Consider the following 21,763-nt stretch of genomic DNA (forward strand, 5'->3'; position numbering starts at 1 on the left):
AGCAATAATGCTTTTATATTGATGTTTTGTCCTTTTTGAAAAAGGATAATGGTTTTATGTTTTTTTCGTTTTGTTATTGTAATTTGGCTATCCAAAGCATGAATCCATACGAAAAGAAACGCCGCTGGAAATTTTTCCTTCTCATTTTTGCAATCCTAATTGGCATTGCTTCAGTATTTTACACCGACTCTTTCGTTAAGAAAATGGAGCGTGAAGAAGCGAACCAGTTTCAGCTTTGGGTAAAAGTGCAAGAACGTTCCATGCTTTTAATGGATAACGACCTGCTTGTTGGTTTGGTAGAAACCGTTCGGCAGAACACCAAAATGCCCGTTATCCTTACCAATAAGGAAGGATTGATTATTTCATCAACCGGTCTTGACAGCACCAAGACATGGTATCCTGATAACGAGAAGCTTGTGTACGATAGCTTGTATTTCGTAAACCAACTAGCCACCATGAAAATGCAGCACAAACCTGCAACCATGAATGTTTTTGGTGATGAGTTTAAGGCTTATTACCGGGATTCATTTATTCTAACCCAGCTCCGATATTTTCCTTATATCCAGATGGGGGTTATCTTTCTTTTTCTTTTAACAGCTTATGCCGCATTTAGTTCGGCAAGACGAGATGAACAGGATCATGTTTGGGTGGGTTTAGCTAAGGAAACGGCTCACCAGCTGGGAACGCCAATTTCATCATTAATGGCTTGGGTCGAGCTCATGAAATCGAAGTTTGATGCCGAGGAAGACCCGCTTATTGCTGAAATGGAAAATGATATCAGGCGGCTCGAAATTATTACCGACCGGTTTTCTAAAATTGGTTCGAAACCTATTCTTGAAGATCACGTGGTTTATCTGGTGATTAATAATTTTATCGATTATTTTAAGGTACGAACATCTGACAAGGTTAAGTTTACCCTTACCGGCGATGAGCAGGTTAGGGCAATGCTAAATGTTCCTTTATTCGACTGGGTAATCGAAAACCTACTTAAAAACGCAGCCAATGCCATTGAAAATGAAGGCTCGATTTCCGTTAATATTATTGAAAATTTAGCAAAGGAGCAGGTTTTTATTGATATAACCGACACTGGTAAAGGCATTCCGAGATCAAAATTCGATGCTGTTTTTCAACCTGGTTACACCACAAGAAAACGTGGCTGGGGATTGGGCTTATCGTTAACCAAGCGTATTGTTGAAAACTACCATAGCGGAGAAATTTTTGTTAAAGACTCTGAAATTGGCAAAGGAACAACTTTTAGAATAATATTAAAAAGCAGCTTAAAATATGAACCGACCACAGCCTAACGAATATCCTGCTTGGGGCGAAACCTACATCAGCAAGGTTAGCGGAGATATTATTGAAACCCTCGAAGAACAGGTTTTCAGTATTCCTGCTCTATTCGAATCGAACAAGGAAAAAGAAAACTATGCTTATGCGGAAGGAAAATGGACGCTTAAGGAAATGCTTGGGCATATAATAGATTGCGAACGTATTTTTGTTTACCGTATGACTTGTTTTGCCAGAAATGAGCAACAACATTTACCAGGCTTTGAAGAAGATGATTATGTAGCCAATGCCCGTTTTTACGAGCGTAATTATGAAGACATGATCGAGGAATTTGCTGCCTTGAGAAAAGCGAATCTTTATTTCTTTAAAAGCCTTAATGAAGAAGAATTAGACCGGAAAGGTGTCGCTTCGACCAGAGAAATAAGTGTAAAATCTATTTTGTTTATCGCCGCCGGACACATTATTCATCATGTTGGCGTGTTAAAAGAACGTTACCATGTGGTTTAAAGATTTTACAATCGATGATTTAAATAATCGTCCAAAAAATCATTTGGGCGCATTACTGGATATTAAATTCACTGAAATTGGTGATGATTTTCTTATCGGCACCATGCCTGTAGATGAGCGTACGCACCAGCCCGCAGGTATATTGCACGGTGGCGCATCGGTAGTTTTAGCCGAAACTTTGGGCAGCATAGCCTCTTACATGTGCATCGACCCTGAAAAGTACGTTGCTGTTGGTTTGGAAGTAAATGCCAATCACCTCAGGCCGGTAAAAATGGGTTTGGTTAAAGGGATTTGCAAACCACTTCATATTGGAGCTAAAACCCAGGTTTGGGAAATAAAAATTTACGATGAGCGTGGTAAAATGAATTGCATTAGCCGCCTAACGGTTGCCATCATAAATAAACCGCAATAAAAAAGCAACCGGTTTTGCCAACATACAAAACTGGTTGCTCAAAGTTTTTACTGATCAATTGCTTTCTTTTCAATTAAGAATGAGGTAATTAAACCTAAACCTCCGAAAATGCCCAGGCAACCGAAGTAAATTGCTACCGACTGGCCTTCTTCCGAGTGTGTCATATCCGGGCCGAAAACCCCTCTAACCGTAAATAAGGCCACCAATAAGCCAACACCTAAACCAACTAATAGCAAGCCAAATTTTAAGCTCAGGTACGGACGAGGCATTGATTTACCGATACCCGGATCAATACCGCGTTCGATCATTGCCATTTTTTCTTTATTCGATAAATAGCGTATTCCAAATACCATTGCGAATGCGCCTAAAAAAAGTGAAATTGGAACTAAAATACCTTCCATGACTGTAATTTTTATTGTGTATAAATATTTTGTTTTCTAATATTTGAACCGTGTTCTGTGTTTTATGACAACATGGTTTTAAATCAGGTTACACCTTCCAACTAAAAAATTTATAGTTTTATAATTACTTGAACAGCTCGCTAAAACATATCAGCATTTTATCTTCACTAAGCAATGAGGCTTTAAAGCTCCTGGAAGAAAGATTTACCGCACAAAATTATTTAAAAGGAACTGTTTTAATCGAAGCGGAAAAAACAGAACCTTTTTTTTATATTATTGAAAAAGGCATTGCCAGAGCTTATTCGGAAGGGCTAAACCAGCAAATTACTTTTTGGTTCGGCCAAACTGGCGACATTTTGTTCTCTTACAATAGCTACATCAATAACAAGCCTGGATACGAAAGCATCGAACTACTTGAGGATGCCTTGCTCTACAGAATAAAAATAGCCGACCTGCATAATTTATATTCGAATAATACCGAGCTGGCCAATTGGGGAAGGAAAATTGCAGAAGCTGAATTAATAAAAACTGAAAAAAGATTAATCGACAGGCTCTTTAGAACAGCCGCTGAACGCTATCAGGACTTCGCGACACAATCGCCCGATATTTTAAAGAAAGTGGCTTTAAAACACATTGCGTCTTACCTTGGTGTAACTCAGGTTACGTTAAGCAGAATAAGGGCAGCTAACAAGTAATTTTTTAACATTTGTAAAAGGTGGCATAAAATTACAAACCTAACTTTGCCGCATGAACTGGATTATTTTAATTATCGCCGGCCTGTTCGAAGTCGGCTTTACCACCTGCCTAAAACTATCGAACAATTTCAGCAATATAAAATGGAGCATTGGTTTCTTTATTTGTATAGCGCTAAGCTTTCTGCTGCTTAATAAAGCCTCGCAAACTTTACCAATGGGCACCGCATATGCTGTTTGGACCGGCATTGGTGCCGTAGGAACAGTAATTATAGGTATTGTATATTTTAATGAGCCGGCAACCTTCTGGCGGATATTTTTTATATGCACCTTAATCGGGTCGATTGCCGGATTAAAATTCTTTGCTGCACATTAGGCTAAAATGCAATATTCGCCATTCAATTTACGCGATTTACAGGGTGCAGAACCAATTGTTAATAAACCTGATTGTAATGGAAAGCCCGCAATCCCGGTTTTTCTCCGGGAGCGGACTTGAAATGAAAAGCAGGACTGCAGGCCGCCAATAAAACCAGCCGGTAATTTTCAAATATTAAATAACAAATTAAGTTAGCTGTAACCTAAAGCTATTTCATGTAGTCATACCAGCAAGTATGAAGCAAGAGGTTACAGATTTAACGCTGATTCAGGAAATATTGGCTGGCGAAACCGGACAATATGCCTTGTTGGTAAAACGTCACCAGCGATTTGTTTTTACACTTGCTTTAAGGTTTGCAAAAAACCGGGAAGATGCCGAAGAAATAGCCCAAGACTGTTTTATTAAAGCGTACAAAGCACTGGGTTCCTTTAAACATTCTGCTAAATTCAGTACGTGGCTGTACACCATAACCTATACTACCGCAATGACGTTTTTGCGCAAAAAACGTTTAGATATGGCTTCGATAAATGACGAAGAAACATTTTTACAACTCGAAAATCATACCTCAGCTTTTAGTGCAAATACTTACGAAAAACAAAACAGTTATGCTTTTTTAAATGAGGCCATTGGTGAATTGCTACCTGATGATGCAGCAATAATTACGCTATTTTACAAAGGCGAGCAAAGTTTGGAAGAAATTGGCGAAACATTGAATATGGAGCCGAATACCATAAAAGTTAAGCTACACCGAGCCAGGCAAAGGCTTAAAGAGAAATTACAACATTTGTTAAAGGACGAAGTAAAGGAGTTATTATGAACACAATAGAACAACAACTTTGGGATTATATTGATGGGAACCTGGATGAAACCCAGAGAAAAAGCATCGAAGAAAAAATTGAAAACGATGTTTCGGTAAAGCTACAGTACGAGGAACTACTAAGCGTTAACCTGGTTTTCTCCGAAATGGGTTTAGATGAACCTTCTATGTCGTTCACCCGAAAAGTTATGGATAATATTGCGCTTCAACCTGTTCCTGTTTCATTGAAAATAAAGGTTGATAACCGCATTGTATTTAGTATTACTGCTTTTTTTGTGCTCTCTATCACCGCAATATTGGGTTATATTCTATACAAAACTACTTTCAGTATGCCCGATTTTGGCAAATATTTTTCGGTTAAATTAAATATCAACGAGTTGTTAACACCTACATCATTGTATATATTTTTAGGTGCAGATTTAGTTTTAGGCCTAATATTTATCGACTATATTTTAAGAAAAAAGTTAGCGCATAAAGATTAATTTTTTTAACGAACCGGTAGCAATTTTTACCCAAAACGCTCTAAAATCTCCAAACCTTCTTTCCATTCTCCATAGCCCGAAGCAGCATTAATGTGACCTGCTTCGCCAATATTTATAAATTCGCTACCCCAGCTATCGGCAAAAAACCTCGCCCGGTTTATGCTGATCCATTCATCATTTGTACTGGCAACAATAATCGTTTTAAAGTTAATCTTATCTAATGGAACACTTTCAAATCCAAGTGTTTCGAAATTATATTTCGGGGCTTCGACATCACTCGGGGCAACCATTAAAGCGCCTTTTATTGTAATTTTAGCACTTTTTGCCCAGTTAGCAATGGCCATGCAGCCTAAACTATGACCAATTAATACAATGTTTCCAGGCTCATGGTTGATAATGGCCTTGCTAATGTTTTCAACCCAGTCTGCACAGGTGGGCGTATCCCAGTCATTCTGTCCTATCCGCGTAAAGTTTGTGCCCGATTTTTCGAAATAAGTTTGCCAATGTTCTGCCCCTGAATTTCCAAGGCCTGGCACGATGAAATAATTAGTCATATAGCGGAGGTTTAATTTAGTATTGCAGGTTTTAGAATAAAAAAAGCCCCGACAAAATCGAGGCTCCTTTGTAAATATGATAGTTAATTAAATTACTTTCACATTAACGGCATTTAAGCCTTTTTTACCGTTAGCAACTTCGTACTGAACTTTGTCGTTTTCACGGATTTCGTCGATAAGACCTGTTGAATGAACAAAAATTTCGCTATCGCCATTTGCAGGGATAATAAAGCCAAAACCTTTAGTTACATTGAAGAATTTTACTGTGCCTTCTTGCATTGTATTAAATATTAAAATTAAGAATGCAAGGTAAGTTTTAATTTTTAAAATCAAAATAAAATTTTAACATTTTTTTAACGTTAAAATTCTGTAAACATCAGATTATTAAGGCTTTTTAATTGCCTTACCTACCACCATGATTGTAATCCGGCTGTTATGCGGAATCCCTAATGTTGTGCCTGGAAGTACGTTAAAAAGGTTCCGTAAATAGATGTCGGAAACCGCCTGCATGTTTTTTTTCTTAGCCTCTACAGTTCCTGGCAGTACACCGTAAACATCCTTAACATGTATGCCTCCCTGAAAATCAACAACGGCAGAAATCTGGTAAGCAAAATCTTTATAAGCCCTGTCAATAATAATTTTGTATTGAGGAAACATGTAGTCGTAAGATACCGTACGACCTTCGAGTTTATTTGCCGTAACCAGCTTTTCTACACTCACGATTTTACTTTTAGGGATAAATTGAACCGGTTCGGTTGCGGCGAACGCGCTATCGGTATTTGAGTTAACCTGTGCAGCTCTTTTATTGATAAAAGCGGTATCCAAACGGGTCGGTCTTTGCAGCTTTTCTGCTGTTGTTTTCAGCTTATTTTTAATGTAACGCTGTGCATAAAAGGTCATATTCACATCCGAACGGAAATCAGCTATTACAAGTTTTCCGTTAACCTGCACACGTTGCAAAACAAGGCTATCTGCAGTCATGCTTTTAACCTTAAACCATTCTTCAGCAAAATTATACATATTTCCATGGTCATACTGGAGAAAGAATTTTTGCATAATCTTTTTCTGAGGACTCCAGGCCATCATTGTATCTTCTGCTGCAACTTCAATAATCCACGATGGTTTCTGCATAAAGCCTTCCTGGTTAAAAGATAACCCGTCTTTAAATCTTCTGCGAACTTCCTGATAGCGTATGCCTTTAACCGATTCCCATGAATAATCTCTTAATCGCGGATTAGTTTGATCAGAAGCAAAATCGCACGATGAGCACAAAACGATAATATAAAACAGGAAGCACAAATTTCTAATCATAACTTATTATAACGCAGCTGGCAAAAATTTCGACTAAAATAATTTATTTTTTCTTAACCAGAATTACGTTAGCCACTTTTCGCTGCCCTTCATGATCCCATTTCTTATTATCAGTTGGATAGTTAACAACTCCATTGCCAGGGTAATCTTTCAACCAAAGTGTTGTAGAACCACCTCCATCGAAATTAATAGCTGTTGTACAGCCCAGCCACCGCATAATTTTAGTAAGTTCAAACAAACTCATTCCGGCTGAGTTATCGTTTCTACCATCAACTGTTAACAGGATTACACGCCCATTTGGTTTTATTCCTAAACAGGTTCTTGGGTGTCTCAAACGATTAAAGGCAACAGTATCCAATTTTTCATTTACACCATCAATTGCCAAAAGTGGTCCGTTGAGCAATATATTTTTCGTTGTCAGATTTTTTTCCCAATCAGTACTTCCATCCCATTTTTTAACCGATACTTTTCCATTATCTATTAACACTGCTGCCCTTTGATGAAAAGCCCGTTCATTGTTTTTTTCTAACCGGTTTTGGTTAATTACTTTTCCATCAACCTTTACAAAATCAACTGATCCGCCGTTTTTTACATCAAAAAAATTACCATTTACAGCGGCTATGGCAGTATCCCTGCTTCCAAAACTACTTGCAGTAATCAGTTCCTTTTCTTCCGCAGCAAATTTAAAAACAGCCTTATTACCTGTGTTTTTTATTTCAAGGAAGGATATGTTCTCGTTTGCAGCAAAGAGGTTTTTCTGATCGAAGTGGTAATTAAAAAGTCTGACTTGTTTTGCTATCCGGGTTTTTTGCCAACGGGTTTTAACAAAAGTTAAAGAGTCTTTTTGTTGTGCAAATCCAAGAAATGGAATTGATAAAAACAGAAATAATGTAATGGTTTTCTTAAACATTGGAATAAGCCTTAGTGCACACGAATTTAAAGTTCTATCAAATTGTTTATCAACTTGTAACCCAAAAATTACCTGTAGCGATACGGTTTAAATTCTCCGTTCCAGATGGATAACCTTAAAAAAGGTTTTTTTATCTCGATAAATTTCGAGGATAACACTTTTATTTGCTCCGGATTTAAAAAGCTCAGTAAGATCATTGAGGGAATATACCTCCATAGGCCTGAAATTTACACCAATTATTTCATCGTCAGGGCAAAGCCCCGATTTCTCTGCCGGAGAGTTTTCATCCACATCTCCTATTAAAAACCGTTTATATTCTTTTTGATCGAGATAAACAACCATACCTATCATATCGTGTTCAAATGGCGTTTTAAAATTACTGTTTGGCTTAACATACATAAAACCATCTCGATAATTAAATTGTAGGTTAAACTTCCTTAGTAAGTCGGCACCAATATTTCCATTACGTGTTTTCAGGTCTATTTTCTGCGAAATCGCTTCGTAATCCGGGAAACCGGAGATTACATCCTTAAAATCAAAATTACCGATAGATATTTCTTTAATCCGCCCCACGTAGCCTTTAATCTGCCCGCTTATGCTCATGCCTAAATTGGCCTTTATTTTTGAATATGGTAAAGGGAACATCGCTCCATTAAACATTTCCATCGATAGAGCATGGCTGGCTCCAGTGTCCATCAATAACTTGGCTTTTATTTTGCCACTATCGGGTGCGTCCAAATCGGCATAGATATACGGCTTAAGATTTTCGATTACGATAGGAATTTTGCTGCCTTTATATTTTATTTTCTCATCAGGATCAGTAAAAATAATCCGGCTTTCTACATACCTGATATCAACAACCAAGCTGTTGAAAAAGTTAAAACCAATCAATCCATAAATCTTTATGCCTAAATGCCCGGAGAGGTTAAATAAATCTTCTTTCAAAATAGCCGTCGGAACATGATTTGCTTCAGCCTTTCCTATTGTAGCGGTAATATTTTGGGAAACGAAAGCCTCAACAGGCTCCAGGCCTAAACCCGAAACCTTTATTTTACGCATTTTAGCAAAATTTAACGAATCAATTATTGAGGGTTCGGTAATAATTAATGGGCCTACGCCGGTATCTAAAACAAAATCGAAAGGACCTTTTCCGTTAATGTAAACCGGGATAATAATCAGATTTTTTATCTGATTAAAATGTAATGATTGTCTTGTCTGTTTATCAGTAAAATGAAAATCCTGTGCAACCACAGCATTAGAAAAATGCAAAAAAATGCCCACGCAAATAAGCAATTTGCGAAACATAGCAAACATTGCAAACTTATATTTGGTTAACATTTAATTAAATTTAATAATTTAGTTTGTAATATTTCCTATAACTTTAAAAGATGATTTCCCGACATTTAGCAAAACTACTTTCCTCATTCGCTTTTACATCAATTTACTTATTATCAGGCTGTTCTTCAGAAAAAATAATGACTAAGAAAGTTTCAAGGGAATTTAAAAGCGCTACTATCATAAAGCAGTATATGGTTGGTTTTGCCTTATATAATCCGGAAGCAGAAAAAATGGTTTTCGAGAAAGATGCAAACAAACAGTTTACGCCGGCATCAAATACCAAACTTTACACTTTTTACACGGCTTTAAAAATGATTCCGGAGAAAATGCCTGCCTTAAGGTATATCGAAAGAAATGATTCGTTAATTTTTTGGGGAACAGGCGATCCTTCTTTTCTTCAATCGCAGTTGAAAGACAAATCAGCTTATAATTTTCTATCATCAAGCAATAAAAAGCTATTCTTTGCTCCGGGTAGATATACGGGAAATTTCTTCGGCTCAGGCTGGGCATGGGATGATTACAACGACTACTACCAGGCAGAAATTAATGATTTGCCTTTGCTTGATAATACGGTTTGGGTTAGCGGCAATCAGAATGGCAGCTTTTCGATAACACCTAAAAGTTTTACAGCCTGCTTTGTAAAAGACAATACTAAAACCACAGGCGATTTTTTTGTAAAAAGGAAATTCAACGCCAATGAGTTTGACTATAATGCAGTTACGCCTAAAGCAAATTACACACAACAAATTCCTTTCAAATTAAGTGCAGCGACAACCTTGGAATTGCTCGCCGACACATTGCATAAACCGGTTGAATTAATAAACCTGAAAATGCCTGCTGATGCAAAAACCTTATATGGCTCCAATCGCGATTCGGTATTAAAAGCCATGATGTTACCAAGCGATAATTTTATTGCAGAGCAACTATTACTCGTTAGCGGAGATAAACTGAGTGATACTTTAAGTACAGAAAAAACAATCCAGTATGTTTTGAAAAATTATTTAGCCCAGTTACCTCAAAAGCCCCGATGGGTTGATGGATCAGGGCTTTCTCGCATGAATTTATTTTCTCCAAACGACATGGTAACCGTTTTAAATCTGATTTATAAAGAGGTGAATAATCCCTCAAAATTATTTGATATGCTGCCCGCCGGAGGCAAAACGGGAACATTAAAAAATGCCTATCCAAAAACCGATTCGCCTTTTGTGTTCGGGAAAACAGGCTCATTAACCGGTGTTCATAACCAGAGTGGCTATATTTTAACCAAAAAAGGTAAAACATTTATTTATTCTTTTATGAACAACAACTTTGTTAATCCAACCGCAGCAGTGAGAAATGAAATGGTTAGGGTTGTAACTTATATACATGATAATTTTTAACTTTTATTATGACCCGTATTAAAATTATTTTAGCAACACTTTTTACATTAACATTTTTTATTTCCTCGGCTCAGGAGCAATTGGTTTTTAAATCAAAAAATCTGCCCTTACCCGATACCACATGGATTTTTACACCTAAAAAAATCGCCAAAACAGATAGAGTTCCTGCGATAATTCTACTCCATGGTTTTGGCGGAAACTACAAGCAATGGAATAACATTATGGATGCGCAGAAATATGCTGATGAATATGGTTACATTATTATTTGTCCTGATGGTTTGGTTAAATCCTGGTATTTAAACAGCCCGGCGAAAACCGATTGGCAATTTGAAAGTTTCTTCTTTGATGAATTTCTCCCAAAAATCAAGAAAGACTACCCTATCGATACTTCAAATCTTTTCATCACAGGCTTAAGCATGGGGGGTCACGGTGCGTTATGGCTATTTTTGAAACATCCTGAAGAATTTAAAAGTGCAGGAAGTACCAGTGGAGGCATAAACCTTCGCGATGCGATAGGAAAATTTGGTGTTCCGGAGCTTTTAGGAAACCCAGACAAAGACAGCGATATCTGGCTCAAATACGCAGTAATTCAAAATATAGATAAGCTTGCAGGCAGCAAAAAGGAAATTATTTTTGACTGTGGTGCCGATGACTTTTTCTACGACTCGAACAATGCGATGAAAAAGAAATGCGATAGCCTTAAAATAAATGCAACTTATATTTCGCAGCCTGGTACGCACAATTCCGCTTATTGGAAAAAGTCTATAAGGCAACAGTTTGAATTTTTTAGCAAGCAAGTTTCCAAATAGATAGCATGCATCTTGATTTTAAATCGATATCGCAACCCTTTTCAAATACCATAAACATTAATGGCAACGATTACCTGTATTTTGGAGGAACAGCTTATCTGGGTATTCCGCAAAATGAGGAATTTATAAATTTATATACCGAAGGCATTAAAAGGTTTGGTTTAAATAATGGAACAAGCCGTACAAACAATATTCAGCTTGGTATTTATAACGAAGCAGAAATAATTGCCGCAAAAAGGTTTAAAGCTGAAGATGCGCTGATTACATCGAGCGGCTATTTAGCAGCCCAGCTTACTGTAAAAGCATTTTCAGATTTCGGCGAGCTACGCTATGCCCCTTCAACGCATCCGGCACTTTGGCTCGAAAATCAAAAGATGAATCCAGACTCATTCGAAAGCTGGCAAGAAGAAACAGTTGAAATCATTAACAATTCTGCCAAACAAAACTGGGTTTTGATAAGTAACTCGATGAATAATCTTTTCCCTGAAATTTACGACTTCAACTTTCTTGATCAGATAAAACCGGAGAAAAAAATTATTCTTATCGTTGATGATTCTCATGGAATTGGTGTGAATAACCAGGGTTTAGGCAGTTTTGACCGATTGCCAAAGAAAGAAAACATAAGGCCTATAGTTGTCGCATCAATGGCTAAAGCACTGGGTACAGATGCTGGAATCGTGCTTGGCTCAAAGACAATTATTCAGCAACTAAAAGCATCAAATATTTTTATTGGCGCCTCACCACCAGCGGCGGCAGGCTTATTTGCATTTATGCATAGCGAAAACCTCTATAAACAAGGCTGGCAAAAATTGCAGGAAAATATTAACCTGTTTTCTTCGAAATTTAGTTTTTCCGGATTATTTGAACCCGGATTTCCTGTATTTCAAATTAATGACCCAACACTTGCTGAAAAATTATTAAAACATAAAATCTTAATTTCCTCCTTTCCATATCCGGGTACTACCGACAGACCAGTTAACCGAATAGTTTTAAGTAGCTGGCATACCAAAAAAGATATTGAACAACTGGTTTCAGCTATTGGATATGATGATTAGAAAACCTGATTTCCCGTTTTTAAACCGATTTCTTCTTGCCAATAATTTTTTCAATATTTATACCTTAAAACGATTCCGGATGAAAAAACTGCTCATTATCTTTTGTACTATATTCTTACTTCTTCAAACTGCAAAAGCACAAACAACCGAAATCTGGGTAGTTCGTCATGCTGAAAAAGAAAAAACAGATCCTCAGGATAAAAACCCAGATTTATCAGATGAAGGAAGAAACAGAGCTGGAGATTTGGCAAAGTACCTGAGAAAGGAAAATATCGATGTTGCTTTTAGTACACCCTACAAAAGAACACACCAGACATTAGATTCGCTGGTGATTTCGAAAGTTATCAACTATACTGACATTAAGGCTTTGGTTGATAGTGTTAAAACAAATTACCCTGGGAAAAAAGTTATTATCGCCGGGCACTCAAATACCGTTTTAGAAATTATTGAAGCTTTTGGCGCAAAACGCCCGAGAGAAGAATTAACTGACGACGACTACGATTTTATTTTCCGTTTAACGGTTAAAGGTGATAAGGCAAAAGTAAAAATGGATCAATATGGTGTTCCGCATCACCTTTAATTTTATTAGCATTAAAACCTAAGCAATTAAAGTTTTTCAAAAGGGATATCCATTAGCGCATAGCTTTCCCAGCCTTGAAAATCGTAATGCCACCATTCGTTTTCGAGCACCTTAAGTTTATACTTTTTCATTATACCGATGAAAAAATCACGGTTCTTCTTAACTTCTGGAGAAACTTTCGGATAATTTGCAGCGGCAGCAGCTGAGAAGCTATCATAAGGTGTTGGCATGGCAAGTTCTTTTCCCGATTTTAAATTAATAATCGTTAAATCAACTGCACAACCACGATTGTGTTTCGAACCTTTTGCCGGATTTGCAACAAAGTTTTTATCGCTTGCTTTCTTATAAAATGCCACAGTTATTGCATAAGGTCTGTAGCCATCAAAAATTTTTAATCCCAAAACCTGTTTATTCAGTTCAGCCTGAACTTTTTTCAACGCCTCCACAACAGGCTTGCGGGCAAATGCTCTCGCCTGTCCATACATAACCTGTTTCATGAAGTTATTTTTGGTCGCGTACCTGATATCTAAACTAATATTCGGGATAGCCTTTTTTATCTCAACCAGCTGATTATTCGGATTTACCTTTACTGAAGCCAGATATTGCTGGTAGGAATTTATAATAAACAGTTTTTTAGGTGCTTCGGGTTTCGTTTGCGCAAATACTGAAAAGGAAATCAGGAAAAATAGAAAGATTAATTTCATAGAATTTTTGCTAAAAGCCATCTGATTATTGGTTAGAAACCACCAGTAATTCCAAATTTTTAAAAGGCAGGTTAAACATATCTGCCAAATCCTTATTGGTTACATTTCCCTGGTAAATATATAATGCTTCACGGATTCCGGGGTTATTCCAAACCATGTTCATTAGCCCACCAAATTCGCCAATATCAAGCAATATTGGGGCAAAAATATTAGTGAGTGCATATGATGCCGTTCTCGGCACTCTTGAAGCAATATTCGGCACACAATAATGGATTACATCATATTTTCTAAATACCGGATTGGCATGATTGGTAACTTCCGAAGTTTCGAAACAGCCCCCTTGATCGATACTTACATCAATAACAACAGAATGGGGTTTCATACGGGCAACGGTTTCTTCCATAACAATGCAAGGACTTCGGCCATGGCTGGCCCTGATTGCACCAATAACCACATCGCAGGTTACAATGGCCTTATTTAAAACGATAGGTTGCATAACCGAAGTAAAAACACGGCTGTTACCTAAATTATTCTGAAGCCGGCGTAAACGGTAAATTGAACTGTCAAAAACCTTTACTTCTGCGCCTAAAGCCAATGCCGTTCTTGCCGCGTACTCACCTACGGTTCCTGCACCTAAAATTACAATTTCTGTTGGTGGAACCCCCGTAAAACCGCCAAGCATTAAGCCTTTTCCTCCGGTTACGTTACTTAGGTATTCTGCAGCAATTAAAATCGATGTAGAACCTACGATTTCGCTCATCGCCCTCACTACGCTTAGTACATTTCCTTCATCGCGTAAATGTTCAAAGCATAAAGCATTAATCTTTTTATGCATTAAGGCTTTTAAATATTCCTGTTTTAGTGTTCCGGTTTGTAACGATGAAATGAGCGTTTGTCCTTTGTGCATCATCGCAATTTCCTCGAGCATTGGCGGGGCAATTTTCACCAGAATATCAGAGTCGAAAACTTCCTTCTTATCGTAGGCGATTTTAGCGCCCTGTTCGGCATATTCTGCATCCGAAAAATTTGCCGCAGTACCGGCTCCGCTTTCTAAAATAACCCTGTGACCATTGTTTACAAGTAATGCAACAGATAGTGGCGTTAGTGCAATTCTATTTTCCTGAAAAGAGATTTCTTTGGGTATGCCTATGTTGAGGTTATTCTTTCTGTTTCTGGTTTCGAGCGTCGCCTCCTGAGTTTGCAATAAACCTTGACGAGCTATATCGGCCATTCCTTCGCGTAATCCTGTAGCCATGATGTATAAAAAATATTTTGGTTTTAAGGTTGTTCAAGATACAGAAAATCTCTTAAAATACTGATATCAAATCACATCTGAAATTCAGATTTTCGAAAAACTGAAAACCCTGTCGTTATCACCTGAGATGGAAATTTCTACTTTAACATAATGTTCAGGTAAGAGTTCCTCTACCCGCTCAGGCCACTCAATAAGGCAAATACTATCACTATAAAAATATTCTTCGTAACCTAAATCGTAAGCCTCCCGGATATTTTTTATACGATAAAAGTCGAAATGATAAACCGTTTTTTTCGCCCCTAAGTATTCATTTACAATGGAATAAGTTGGACTTGAAACGACATCTTCCACCCCTAAAATCTTACAAAAAGTTTTTATGAAGGTTGTTTTACCTGCACCCATTTCTCCATCGAAAATAAAAATCTGCTCATCGCCAGCGAAGGCTATAAGTTTATCAGCAACTTCGGGTAAATCGGCTAAACTATTAATCTGAATCTTCATTGCTACAAAAAGATAAAAGGCAAAAGTAATACATATTTGCATTGCTTTTGCCTTGTTATTATCGTTATATCGCTCGTTTCAATCGGAACGACGGGAATGAGCTATTTTGGTGAGTAAGTAATTACCGGAATAACCATTTCCTCCAAAGAAATACCACCATGCTGAAAAGTTTCATTATAGTAGTTTACAAACTGGTTGTAATTATTCGGATAAACGAAATAGCTGTCTTCCCTTGCAAAAATATAACTGCTACTAATGTTAATTTTGGGTAATAAAGCATCGTGAGGGTTTTTAATTGCAAAAACCTCTTTTGCATTAAAGTTTAAGTTTCTTCCCTGTTTATATCTTAAATTGGTGTTCGTACTTCTATCGCCAATTACCTTAACTGGTTTTTTAACACGAATTGTTCCATGGTCGGTAGTAATAATTACTTTAACCTGTTTCTGTGCTATTTTTTTCAATAAATCGAACAAAGGAGAATGTTCAAACCACGATAAGGTTAACGAACGGTAAGCCGCGTCATCATTCGCGAGTTCACGAATCATCTGCATATCCGTACGTGCGTGGCTCAACATATCAACAAAGTTGAAAACAATTGCATTAAAATCGTTTTTCAACAGGTTATTTGTTTGCTCAACCAGCTCCTTACCCTGCTCAAAAGTTAAAATTTTATTGTAGCTGAATTTACAGTCTTTGCGTAAACTACGCTTAATATTATCGGCAAGAAAAGCTTCCTCGTGCATATTTTTTCCGCCTTCATCATCGTCATTTTGCCACAATCCAGGGAAACGTCTTTCCATATCTAACGGCATCAATCCCGAAAAGATTGCATTACGGGCATATTGTGTTGCCGTAGGCAAAATACTCGAATACATGTCTTCTTCATCGATCCTAAAATATTCAGAAATCAGTGGATTAATAATTTTCCATTGATCGTAACGAAGGTTATCAATCAAAATAAAAAACACCGGCGTAGTATCATTTATATGCGGAAAGGCCTTTTTCTTTAATAACTCGTTAGAAAATAGCGGCGCTTTGTCTTTATTTTTTATCCAATCCAGATAGTGTTCTTCTATAAATTTAGAGAACTGTGCATTGGCTTCCTGTTTTTGCATGGTGAGAATTTCATGCATTTGCGGATCGTCAAGCTTTTCCAGTTCAAGCTCCCAGAAAACAATCTTTTTGTAAACATCCACCCATTCATCATAATTCAACCGGTCGCCCAATGTCATACCCAGCTTCCTGAAATCCTGCTGATAAGCCATCGATGTTTTTTCGCTAACCAGCAGTTTCTTATCGATAAGTTTTTTAATTGTTAAAAGAACCTGCTTCGGGTTAACAGGTTTAATCAGGTAGTCATCAATCTTACTGCCGATGGCGTCTTCCATCAAATTTTCCTCTTCGCTTTTTGTAATTAATACAACCGGCACATCAGGATTTAGGTTTTTAATGGCCGAAAGCGTTTCAATCCCACTCATTCCCGGCATATTTTCATCTAGAAACACCAGATCGAAATGTGTTTTTCCAAAAGCTTCGAGAGCGTCGTTTCCGTTGGTGAAAGTAGTTACATTATAACCCTTATCGTTTAATAAAAGAATATGTGGTTTAAGCAGGTCAATTTCATCGTCGGCCCACAATATTTTAGTTTCTTGCATGTTTTTTTGTAAAAATAGGTATGTATTTCCCCTTATCTTCTAACGGGTAATTAAACTATAAATAAAAATAGCAATTTTTGTACCGTATCTGTCTATTTAACTATTTTTAACGATTGAATAAGAAGAAAATAATAAATGATCCGGTTTACGGATTCATCAGCATCCATTCGGCATTGGTTTACGATGTCATCGCACATCCGTACTTTCAACGTTTACGGTACATTAAACAGCTGGGGATGACACATTTGGTATATCCTGGCGCTTTACATACGCGTTTCCACCATGCTTTGGGTGCAATGCATTTGATGAGCCTGGCAATAGGATTGTTAAGAAGTAAAGGCCATGAAATTACCGAAGGTGAAGAAGAATCGGCTATACTGGCTATTTTACTGCACGATATTGGCCATGGCCCTTTTTCACACGCTTTAGAACATTCGCTGGTAACTGGCATCAGGCATGAAGATATTTCAGCAAAGCTGATGCAGGATTTAAATCAGCATTTTGAAGGAAGACTAACACATGCCATCGAAATTTTCAATGGCACTTATCCAAAAAGGTTCCTGAACCAATTAATATCAGGTCAGCTTGACCTTGATAGAATGGATTATTTAAACCGCGATAGCTTTTTCACTGGTGTTAGTGAAGGCGTGATCAGTTTCGACAGGATTATTAAAATGTTTAACGTTTTCGACGATGATCTGGTAATTGAAGAAAAAGGCATTTATTCTATTGAGAAATTCCTCATTGCCCGCAGGTTAATGTACTGGCAGGTTTATTTGCATAAAACGGTTATTTCTGGTGAGATGATTCTGGTTAAACTTCTTGAGCGTGCCAAAGAATTATCGGCGGCTGGTGAAGCGCTGTTTGCCGCTCCATCGCTTAGTCACTTCCTCAAAAATGACATTAATGAAAGTAATTTCTTTTCAGAGCATCAAAACCTCGAGCATTTTACAAATCTCGATGATCAGGATATTTATGCTGCCGTGAAAGTTTGGGTTAAACATCCTGATAAAATTTTATCAACTCTTTGCCAGATGCTCACTTCCCGAAACTTGTATAAAGTGGAAATGAATAATCAAAAAGCAAACAAAGAGCGTATAGATTTTCTACAAAGTGCTGCAGTTAATTTGCTCGGGATTAAGCCTGAAGAAGCCCGCTATTTTGTTTTCACTGATTCGATACAAAACAGGGCTTACAATGCAGGCGTAGGAAACATTAAGATTTTAATGAAAAATAACGATATTGTTGATATTGCAAAGGCATCAGATTTATCAAATTTGGAGTCGTTACAAAAAACTGTAGAAAAATATATCCTTTGTTACCCTAGGGGAATTTAAGTTTATTTAACAAAATATTTAATTTTTAGAGCCGTTTTAAGTCTTATTATTGTGTAAAATTTACACAATTTAACCACGACAGGTTTTTTTGTTCATATCAATTTAACATTTACCTTTGTACGATGCAATTTACTGCCAAGCAGATAAGCGAGTTTTTAAATGGTTCCATTGATGGGAACCCCGATGCAACTGTTTCTGAACTCTCCAAGATAGAAGATGGTAAAGAAGGCTCGTTGTCTTTTCTTTCAAATCCTAAGTATGAGAACTTTTTATACTCTACTAAGGCATCTGTTGTTATCGTTTCAAAAGATTTTAACCCTACTCAGGATTACACCAGCACATTAATCCGTGTCGAAAACCCTTACAGTTCTTTTACTATTTTACTGGATAAGTATAACGAAGCAGTAAATGCACAAACAGAACAATCGGGTATTGATAAATTAGCATTTGTTCATCCTACGGCTAAAATTGGCAACGGCGTTTTTATCGGCGCTTTCGCTTATGTAGCCGAACACGTTGAAATTGCTTCAGGAACAAAAGTTAATCCTCAGGTATATATCGGGGCCCACTCTAAAATTGGTGAAAGTTGTAATTTTTATCCTGGTGTTAAAATTTACCACAATTCTGCCATTGGCGATAGGGTAACCATCCACTCGAATACTGTTATTGGTAGTGATGGTTTTGGTTTTGCACCACAAAAAGACGGCACTTACAATAAAATACCGCAGATCGGTAATGTAATTATTGAAAGTGATGTTGAAATCGGAGCCAATACAACGATCGATAGGGCAACAATGGGTTCTACTATAGTTAAAAAAGGTGCCAAAATTGATAACCTAATTCAGGTTGCACATAATGCAGAAATTGGTGAGAATACCGTTCTTGCAGCGCAATCAGGTGTATCTGGAAGCACTAAAATTGGTCCAAACAGCGTTATCGGAGGGCAAGTAGGCATTGCCGGCCACCTAACTTTGGCCAAAGGAACCCAGATTGGTGCCCAGGCCGGAATTAATTTTAATATTACAGAAGAAAATAAACAATGGCACGGCAGTCCTGCACAGCCACTAAGAAACTGGATGCGGGCCTCGGTAATATTCAAACATCTGCCTGATGTTGAAAAACGAATTAACGTACTCGAAGAAGCGCTCAAAAAACTAACAGCAGAACTGGAAAAGAATACAATAAACAATGAACGTTAGACAAAAAACGATTAAAAGAGAAATATCTGCCTCGGGTGTTGGTTTACACACCGGAGCCAATGTTACCTTAACTTTTTGCCCTGCACCTGAAAATCACGGCTTTAAATTTCAAAGGGTTGATTTAGACGGCCATCCGATTATCGATGCAGATGCAGATAATGTTACGGATACTTCTCGTGGTACCACCATTACCCAAAATGGCGCTAGTGTTAGCACTGTTGAACATGTAATGGCATCACTTGTAGGTATGGACCTGGATAATGTTTTAATAAAACTTGATGGACCCGAGACACCAATTATGGATGGTAGCTCTATTCAGTTTATTGATTTATTGGAAGAGGTAGGATCGATTGAGCAAAATGCTGACCGTGAATACTTTACCATTCCGCACAACATTACCTATACAGAAGCAGACAGAAAAGTAGAAATCGTGGCAATGCCATTAGATGACTATCGTTTTACCTGCATGATTGATTATAATTCACCTGTTTTAGGTAGTCAGCACGCCGGTATAAACACCATTTCAGAATTTAAAAAAGAAATTGCCTCTTGCCGCACTTTTTGCTTTTTACATGAACTGGAGTACCAGCTTTCCCATAATTTAATTAAAGGTGGCGATTTAAATAATGCCATCGTAATTGTTGATAAAGAGGTGACTAAAGATGAGTTGAGTCATCTGGCCAAGCTTTTCAACCGTAAAGATATTGACGTGGCTCCTCAGGGAATCTTGAACAATATGGAATTACGTTACCAGAATGAACCTGCCCGTCATAAATTACTTGATATGATTGGCGATTTGGCTTTGGTTGGTATGCATCTTAAAGGTCATATTATGGCTGCCCGCCCCGGCCACGCAGCAAACGTTGCCTTTGCTAAAAAAATTAAGGCTGCAATTAAAAAAGAAAAAAACAAGAAAATCCAGAAGGTGTACGATCCAAGTGCCAAACCATTATTTGATGTGGTAAAGATTATGGAAATACTGCCGCACCGTCAACCCTTTTTGTTTGTAGATAAAATTCTCGAGCTCTCTAAAAACCATGTTGTAGGCGTTAAAAACGTTACCATGAACGAAGAGTTTTTCAAAGGTCATTTCCCAGGTGCCCCGGTTTTTCCTGGCGTACTACAAATCGAGTCGATGGCTCAGGTTGGCGGGATACTGGTTTTATGTACCGTCCCTGACCCTGAAAACTACCTGACATATTTCTTGAAAATAGATAATGTTCGTTTTAGAGCTCAGGTTCTTCCTGGCGATACTATCGTTTTCCGCTGCGACTTGCTCGAACCAATCAGAAGAGGTATTGCTCAGATGAAAGGTGTTGGTATGGTTGGCGAGAAAATTGTAGTAGAAGCTGAAATGATGGCACAAATCTCTAAAGTTAAACAAACAGAACCTGCTCAATAATGATACAACCTTTAGCATACATACACCCTCAGGCAAAAATTGCCGAAAATGTGGTAATCGAACCATTTGTAGTAATACATAAAGATGTTGTGATTGGAGAAGGAACATGGATTGGCTCGAACGTAACCATTATGGATGGTGCACGTATCGGAAAAAACTGTCGCATTTTTCCAGGAGCAGTTATTTCTGGTGAACCTCAGGATTTGAAATTTGCTGGCGAGATAACCACCGCAGAAATTGGCGACAATACAACCATCCGAGAATGTGTAACCATCAACCGTGGCACAAAAGATAAATGGAAAACCGTAATTGGAAGCAATTGTTTAATCCAGGCTTATTCGCACATTGCACATGATTGTGAAGTAGGAAATAACTGTATATTCTCAAACAGCACAACCCTTGCAGGCCACATTACCATTGGCAATAACGTTGTATTGGCCGGTTTAGTAGCCATTCATCAGTTTGTTAAAGTTGGTTCTCATGCTTTCGTAACGGGCGGTTCCTTAGTCCGTAAAGATGTTCCTCCATATGTTAAAGCTGCCCGTGAACCCCTTTCTTATGCCGGCATTAACTCCGTAGGCTTGCGTAGAAGAGGTTATACAAATGAACAAATTGATGAGATCCAAGAAATTTATAGGGTGCTTTTTGTGAAACATAATAACGTAACCAAAGCCCTGGATATGATAGAAGCCGAATTCAAACCAACTGAAATCCGTGATGAAATTGTAGATTTTATCCGCAACTCTAACCGTGGTGTGATGAAAGGCTTCGGCATGGGAAGTTAAGCATGCCGATCAAAG

25 protein-coding genes are annotated in these 21,763 nt (G+C 37.7%); 15 read left to right on the forward strand and 10 right to left on the reverse strand.

Going from position 1 to position 21,763, the window contains the following annotated elements; all coding sequences use genetic code 11:
* Positions 1 to 98 precede the first annotated feature (98 nt).
* The 3 genes from R2R71_RS05790 to R2R71_RS05800 are packed head-to-tail and all read left to right on the forward strand — an operon-like array spanning position 99 to position 2,206.
* Positions 99 to 1,304, forward strand: a complete 1,206-nt coding sequence (locus R2R71_RS05790; protein WP_316830308.1) for a HAMP domain-containing sensor histidine kinase — start codon at positions 99 to 101, stop codon at positions 1,302 to 1,304.
* Positions 1,285 to 1,794, forward strand: a complete 510-nt coding sequence (locus tag R2R71_RS05795) for a DinB family protein (RefSeq protein ID WP_316830309.1) — start codon at positions 1,285 to 1,287, stop codon at positions 1,792 to 1,794. Before R2R71_RS05790 ends, R2R71_RS05795 begins: the two co-directional genes overlap by 20 nt.
* The gene (locus R2R71_RS05800; RefSeq protein ID WP_316830310.1) at positions 1,784 to 2,206 is read left to right on the forward strand and encodes a hotdog fold thioesterase; all 423 of its coding nucleotides are present in this window, start codon (positions 1,784 to 1,786) and stop codon (positions 2,204 to 2,206) included. The genes R2R71_RS05795 and R2R71_RS05800 overlap by 11 nt, the downstream gene beginning before the upstream one ends.
* Positions 2,207 to 2,253: 47 nt before the next feature.
* Here R2R71_RS05800 and R2R71_RS05805 read toward each other — a convergent pair whose 3' ends face one another.
* Positions 2,254 to 2,607, reverse strand: a complete 354-nt coding sequence (locus tag R2R71_RS05805) for a DUF6249 domain-containing protein (protein WP_316830311.1) — start codon at positions 2,605 to 2,607, stop codon at positions 2,254 to 2,256.
* Positions 2,608 to 2,735: 128 nt separating this feature from the next.
* On the opposite strand from R2R71_RS05805, the gene R2R71_RS05810 reads away from it, so the two are divergent.
* The 4 genes from R2R71_RS05810 (at position 2,736) to R2R71_RS05825 (ending at position 4,974) form a co-directional block, all read left to right on the forward strand.
* Entirely contained in the window at positions 2,736 to 3,302 is a 567-nt protein-coding gene (locus R2R71_RS05810; protein ID WP_316830312.1) for a Crp/Fnr family transcriptional regulator, read from the forward strand.
* Between the two features lie 52 nt (positions 3,303 to 3,354).
* Positions 3,355 to 3,675, forward strand: coding sequence for a multidrug efflux SMR transporter (locus R2R71_RS05815; RefSeq protein WP_316830313.1), 321 nt, complete (start codon positions 3,355 to 3,357; stop codon positions 3,673 to 3,675).
* A gap of 235 nt (positions 3,676 to 3,910) precedes the next feature.
* The gene (locus R2R71_RS05820) at positions 3,911 to 4,492 is read left to right on the forward strand and encodes an RNA polymerase sigma factor (protein WP_316830314.1); all 582 of its coding nucleotides are present in this window, start codon (positions 3,911 to 3,913) and stop codon (positions 4,490 to 4,492) included.
* Entirely contained in the window at positions 4,489 to 4,974 is a 486-nt protein-coding gene (locus tag R2R71_RS05825) for a hypothetical protein (RefSeq protein WP_316830315.1), read from the forward strand. Before R2R71_RS05820 ends, R2R71_RS05825 begins: the two co-directional genes overlap by 4 nt.
* Before the next feature lie 26 nt (positions 4,975 to 5,000).
* Here R2R71_RS05825 and R2R71_RS05830 read toward each other — a convergent pair whose 3' ends face one another.
* The 5 genes from R2R71_RS05830 to R2R71_RS05850 form a co-directional block, all read right to left on the reverse strand.
* Complete coding sequence (locus R2R71_RS05830) at positions 5,001 to 5,528, reverse strand: alpha/beta hydrolase (protein ID WP_316830316.1); 528 nt, start codon at positions 5,526 to 5,528, stop codon at positions 5,001 to 5,003.
* Positions 5,529 to 5,615: 87 nt separating this feature from the next.
* On the reverse strand, positions 5,616 to 5,807 hold the full coding sequence (locus tag R2R71_RS05835; protein ID WP_010599196.1) for a cold-shock protein: 192 nt from the start codon (positions 5,805 to 5,807) through the stop codon (positions 5,616 to 5,618).
* A gap of 105 nt (positions 5,808 to 5,912) precedes the next feature.
* On the reverse strand, positions 5,913 to 6,839 hold the full coding sequence (locus R2R71_RS05840; protein ID WP_316830317.1) for a hypothetical protein: 927 nt from the start codon (positions 6,837 to 6,839) through the stop codon (positions 5,913 to 5,915).
* 43 nt (positions 6,840 to 6,882) lie between these two features.
* A complete protein-coding gene (locus R2R71_RS05845) occupies positions 6,883 to 7,749 on the reverse strand; it encodes a phosphodiester glycosidase family protein (protein WP_316830318.1) in 867 nt (288 codons plus the stop codon).
* Positions 7,750 to 7,836: 87 nt separating this feature from the next.
* Positions 7,837 to 9,087: an aspartyl protease family protein gene (locus tag R2R71_RS05850; RefSeq protein WP_316830319.1), complete on the reverse strand. Its 1,251-nt coding sequence runs from the start codon at positions 9,085 to 9,087 to the stop codon at positions 7,837 to 7,839.
* 137 nt (positions 9,088 to 9,224) lie between these two features.
* Here R2R71_RS05850 and R2R71_RS05855 point away from each other — a divergent pair, with 137 nt between their 5' ends.
* The 4 genes from R2R71_RS05855 to R2R71_RS05870 all read left to right on the forward strand — a co-directional run bounded on the left by R2R71_RS05855 (position 9,225) and on the right by R2R71_RS05870 (position 12,910).
* A complete protein-coding gene (locus R2R71_RS05855) occupies positions 9,225 to 10,466 on the forward strand; it encodes a D-alanyl-D-alanine carboxypeptidase (protein ID WP_316830320.1) in 1,242 nt (413 codons plus the stop codon).
* 8 nt (positions 10,467 to 10,474) lie between these two features.
* Complete coding sequence (locus R2R71_RS05860) at positions 10,475 to 11,275, forward strand: alpha/beta hydrolase family protein (protein WP_316830321.1); 801 nt, start codon at positions 10,475 to 10,477, stop codon at positions 11,273 to 11,275.
* Positions 11,276 to 11,280: 5 nt separating this feature from the next.
* Positions 11,281 to 12,330, forward strand: a complete 1,050-nt coding sequence (locus R2R71_RS05865; protein WP_316830322.1) for an aminotransferase class I/II-fold pyridoxal phosphate-dependent enzyme — start codon at positions 11,281 to 11,283, stop codon at positions 12,328 to 12,330.
* 79 nt (positions 12,331 to 12,409) lie between these two features.
* Entirely contained in the window at positions 12,410 to 12,910 is a 501-nt protein-coding gene (locus tag R2R71_RS05870) for a phosphoglycerate mutase family protein (RefSeq protein WP_316830323.1), read from the forward strand.
* Between the two features lie 26 nt (positions 12,911 to 12,936).
* On the opposite strand, the gene R2R71_RS05875 is transcribed toward R2R71_RS05870, so the two are convergent.
* The 4 genes from R2R71_RS05875 to R2R71_RS05890 form a co-directional block, all read right to left on the reverse strand.
* Positions 12,937 to 13,614, reverse strand: a complete 678-nt coding sequence (locus R2R71_RS05875) for a M15 family metallopeptidase (protein WP_316830324.1) — start codon at positions 13,612 to 13,614, stop codon at positions 12,937 to 12,939.
* Positions 13,615 to 13,639: 25 nt separating this feature from the next.
* Entirely contained in the window at positions 13,640 to 14,869 is a 1,230-nt protein-coding gene (locus R2R71_RS05880) for an alanine dehydrogenase (protein WP_316830325.1), read from the reverse strand.
* Between the two features lie 84 nt (positions 14,870 to 14,953).
* Positions 14,954 to 15,370, reverse strand: coding sequence for a tRNA (adenosine(37)-N6)-threonylcarbamoyltransferase complex ATPase subunit type 1 TsaE (gene tsaE, locus R2R71_RS05885; RefSeq protein WP_316830326.1), 417 nt, complete (start codon positions 15,368 to 15,370; stop codon positions 14,954 to 14,956).
* Between the two features lie 101 nt (positions 15,371 to 15,471).
* Entirely contained in the window at positions 15,472 to 17,025 is a 1,554-nt protein-coding gene (locus R2R71_RS05890; protein ID WP_316830327.1) for a PglZ domain-containing protein, read from the reverse strand.
* 113 nt (positions 17,026 to 17,138) lie between these two features.
* Between R2R71_RS05890 and R2R71_RS05895 the strand changes: the two genes are divergently transcribed.
* The 4 genes from R2R71_RS05895 (at position 17,139) to lpxA (ending at position 21,748) form a co-directional block, all read left to right on the forward strand.
* Positions 17,139 to 18,362: an HD domain-containing protein gene (locus tag R2R71_RS05895; RefSeq protein ID WP_316830328.1), complete on the forward strand. Its 1,224-nt coding sequence runs from the start codon at positions 17,139 to 17,141 to the stop codon at positions 18,360 to 18,362.
* A gap of 122 nt (positions 18,363 to 18,484) precedes the next feature.
* The gene (gene lpxD / locus R2R71_RS05900) at positions 18,485 to 19,561 is read left to right on the forward strand and encodes a UDP-3-O-(3-hydroxymyristoyl)glucosamine N-acyltransferase (protein ID WP_316830329.1); all 1,077 of its coding nucleotides are present in this window, start codon (positions 18,485 to 18,487) and stop codon (positions 19,559 to 19,561) included.
* Positions 19,551 to 20,963 (forward strand): bifunctional UDP-3-O-[3-hydroxymyristoyl] N-acetylglucosamine deacetylase/3-hydroxyacyl-ACP dehydratase, encoded by a 1,413-nt coding sequence (locus tag R2R71_RS05905; protein WP_316830330.1) that lies wholly within the window; start codon positions 19,551 to 19,553, stop codon positions 20,961 to 20,963. The genes lpxD and R2R71_RS05905 overlap by 11 nt, the downstream gene beginning before the upstream one ends.
* Positions 20,963 to 21,748 carry an acyl-ACP--UDP-N-acetylglucosamine O-acyltransferase gene (gene lpxA / locus R2R71_RS05910; RefSeq protein WP_316830331.1) on the forward strand — a complete coding sequence of 262 codons (786 nt, stop codon included), beginning with the start codon at positions 20,963 to 20,965 and terminating at the stop codon, positions 21,746 to 21,748. Before R2R71_RS05905 ends, lpxA begins: the two co-directional genes overlap by 1 nt.
* Positions 21,749 to 21,763: the final 15 nt, after the last annotated feature.

It is taken from the genome of Pedobacter aquatilis (genome assembly GCF_032678405.1).
Classification (GTDB): domain Bacteria; phylum Bacteroidota; class Bacteroidia; order Sphingobacteriales; family Sphingobacteriaceae; genus Pedobacter; species Pedobacter aquatilis_A.

What these genes read in the sequence shown, in the direction of transcription:
- R2R71_RS05790 (WP_316830308.1), top strand. Translation starts at nt 99, where the DNA reads ATGAATCCATACGAAAAGAAACGCCGCTGGAAATTTTTCCTTCTCATT.
- R2R71_RS05795 (WP_316830309.1), top strand. Translation starts at nt 1,285, where the DNA reads ATGAACCGACCACAGCCTAACGAATATCCTGCTTGGGGCGAAACCTAC.
- R2R71_RS05800 (WP_316830310.1), top strand. Translation starts at nt 1,784, where the DNA reads ATGTGGTTTAAAGATTTTACAATCGATGATTTAAATAATCGTCCAAAA.
- R2R71_RS05805 (WP_316830311.1), bottom strand. Translation starts at nt 2,607, where the DNA reads ATGGAAGGTATTTTAGTTCCAATTTCACTTTTTTTAGGCGCATTCGCA.
- R2R71_RS05815 (WP_316830313.1), top strand. Translation starts at nt 3,355, where the DNA reads ATGAACTGGATTATTTTAATTATCGCCGGCCTGTTCGAAGTCGGCTTT.
- R2R71_RS05820 (WP_316830314.1), top strand. Translation starts at nt 3,911, where the DNA reads ATGAAGCAAGAGGTTACAGATTTAACGCTGATTCAGGAAATATTGGCT.
- R2R71_RS05825 (WP_316830315.1), top strand. Translation starts at nt 4,489, where the DNA reads ATGAACACAATAGAACAACAACTTTGGGATTATATTGATGGGAACCTG.
- R2R71_RS05830 (WP_316830316.1), bottom strand. Translation starts at nt 5,528, where the DNA reads ATGACTAATTATTTCATCGTGCCAGGCCTTGGAAATTCAGGGGCAGAA.
- R2R71_RS05835 (WP_010599196.1), bottom strand. Translation starts at nt 5,807, where the DNA reads ATGCAAGAAGGCACAGTAAAATTCTTCAATGTAACTAAAGGTTTTGGC.
- R2R71_RS05840 (WP_316830317.1), bottom strand. Translation starts at nt 6,839, where the DNA reads ATGATTAGAAATTTGTGCTTCCTGTTTTATATTATCGTTTTGTGCTCA.
- R2R71_RS05845 (WP_316830318.1), bottom strand. Translation starts at nt 7,749, where the DNA reads ATGTTTAAGAAAACCATTACATTATTTCTGTTTTTATCAATTCCATTT.
- R2R71_RS05850 (WP_316830319.1), bottom strand. Translation starts at nt 9,087, where the DNA reads ATGTTAACCAAATATAAGTTTGCAATGTTTGCTATGTTTCGCAAATTG.
- R2R71_RS05855 (WP_316830320.1), top strand. Translation starts at nt 9,225, where the DNA reads ATGACTAAGAAAGTTTCAAGGGAATTTAAAAGCGCTACTATCATAAAG.
- R2R71_RS05860 (WP_316830321.1), top strand. Translation starts at nt 10,475, where the DNA reads ATGACCCGTATTAAAATTATTTTAGCAACACTTTTTACATTAACATTT.
- R2R71_RS05865 (WP_316830322.1), top strand. Translation starts at nt 11,281, where the DNA reads ATGCATCTTGATTTTAAATCGATATCGCAACCCTTTTCAAATACCATA.
- R2R71_RS05870 (WP_316830323.1), top strand. Translation starts at nt 12,410, where the DNA reads ATGAAAAAACTGCTCATTATCTTTTGTACTATATTCTTACTTCTTCAA.
- R2R71_RS05875 (WP_316830324.1), bottom strand. Translation starts at nt 13,614, where the DNA reads ATGAAATTAATCTTTCTATTTTTCCTGATTTCCTTTTCAGTATTTGCG.
- R2R71_RS05880 (WP_316830325.1), bottom strand. Translation starts at nt 14,869, where the DNA reads ATGGCTACAGGATTACGCGAAGGAATGGCCGATATAGCTCGTCAAGGT.
- tsaE (WP_316830326.1), bottom strand. Translation starts at nt 15,370, where the DNA reads ATGAAGATTCAGATTAATAGTTTAGCCGATTTACCCGAAGTTGCTGAT.
- R2R71_RS05890 (WP_316830327.1), bottom strand. Translation starts at nt 17,025, where the DNA reads ATGCAAGAAACTAAAATATTGTGGGCCGACGATGAAATTGACCTGCTT.
- lpxD (WP_316830329.1), top strand. Translation starts at nt 18,485, where the DNA reads ATGCAATTTACTGCCAAGCAGATAAGCGAGTTTTTAAATGGTTCCATT.
- R2R71_RS05905 (WP_316830330.1), top strand. Translation starts at nt 19,551, where the DNA reads ATGAACGTTAGACAAAAAACGATTAAAAGAGAAATATCTGCCTCGGGT.
- lpxA (WP_316830331.1), top strand. Translation starts at nt 20,963, where the DNA reads ATGATACAACCTTTAGCATACATACACCCTCAGGCAAAAATTGCCGAA.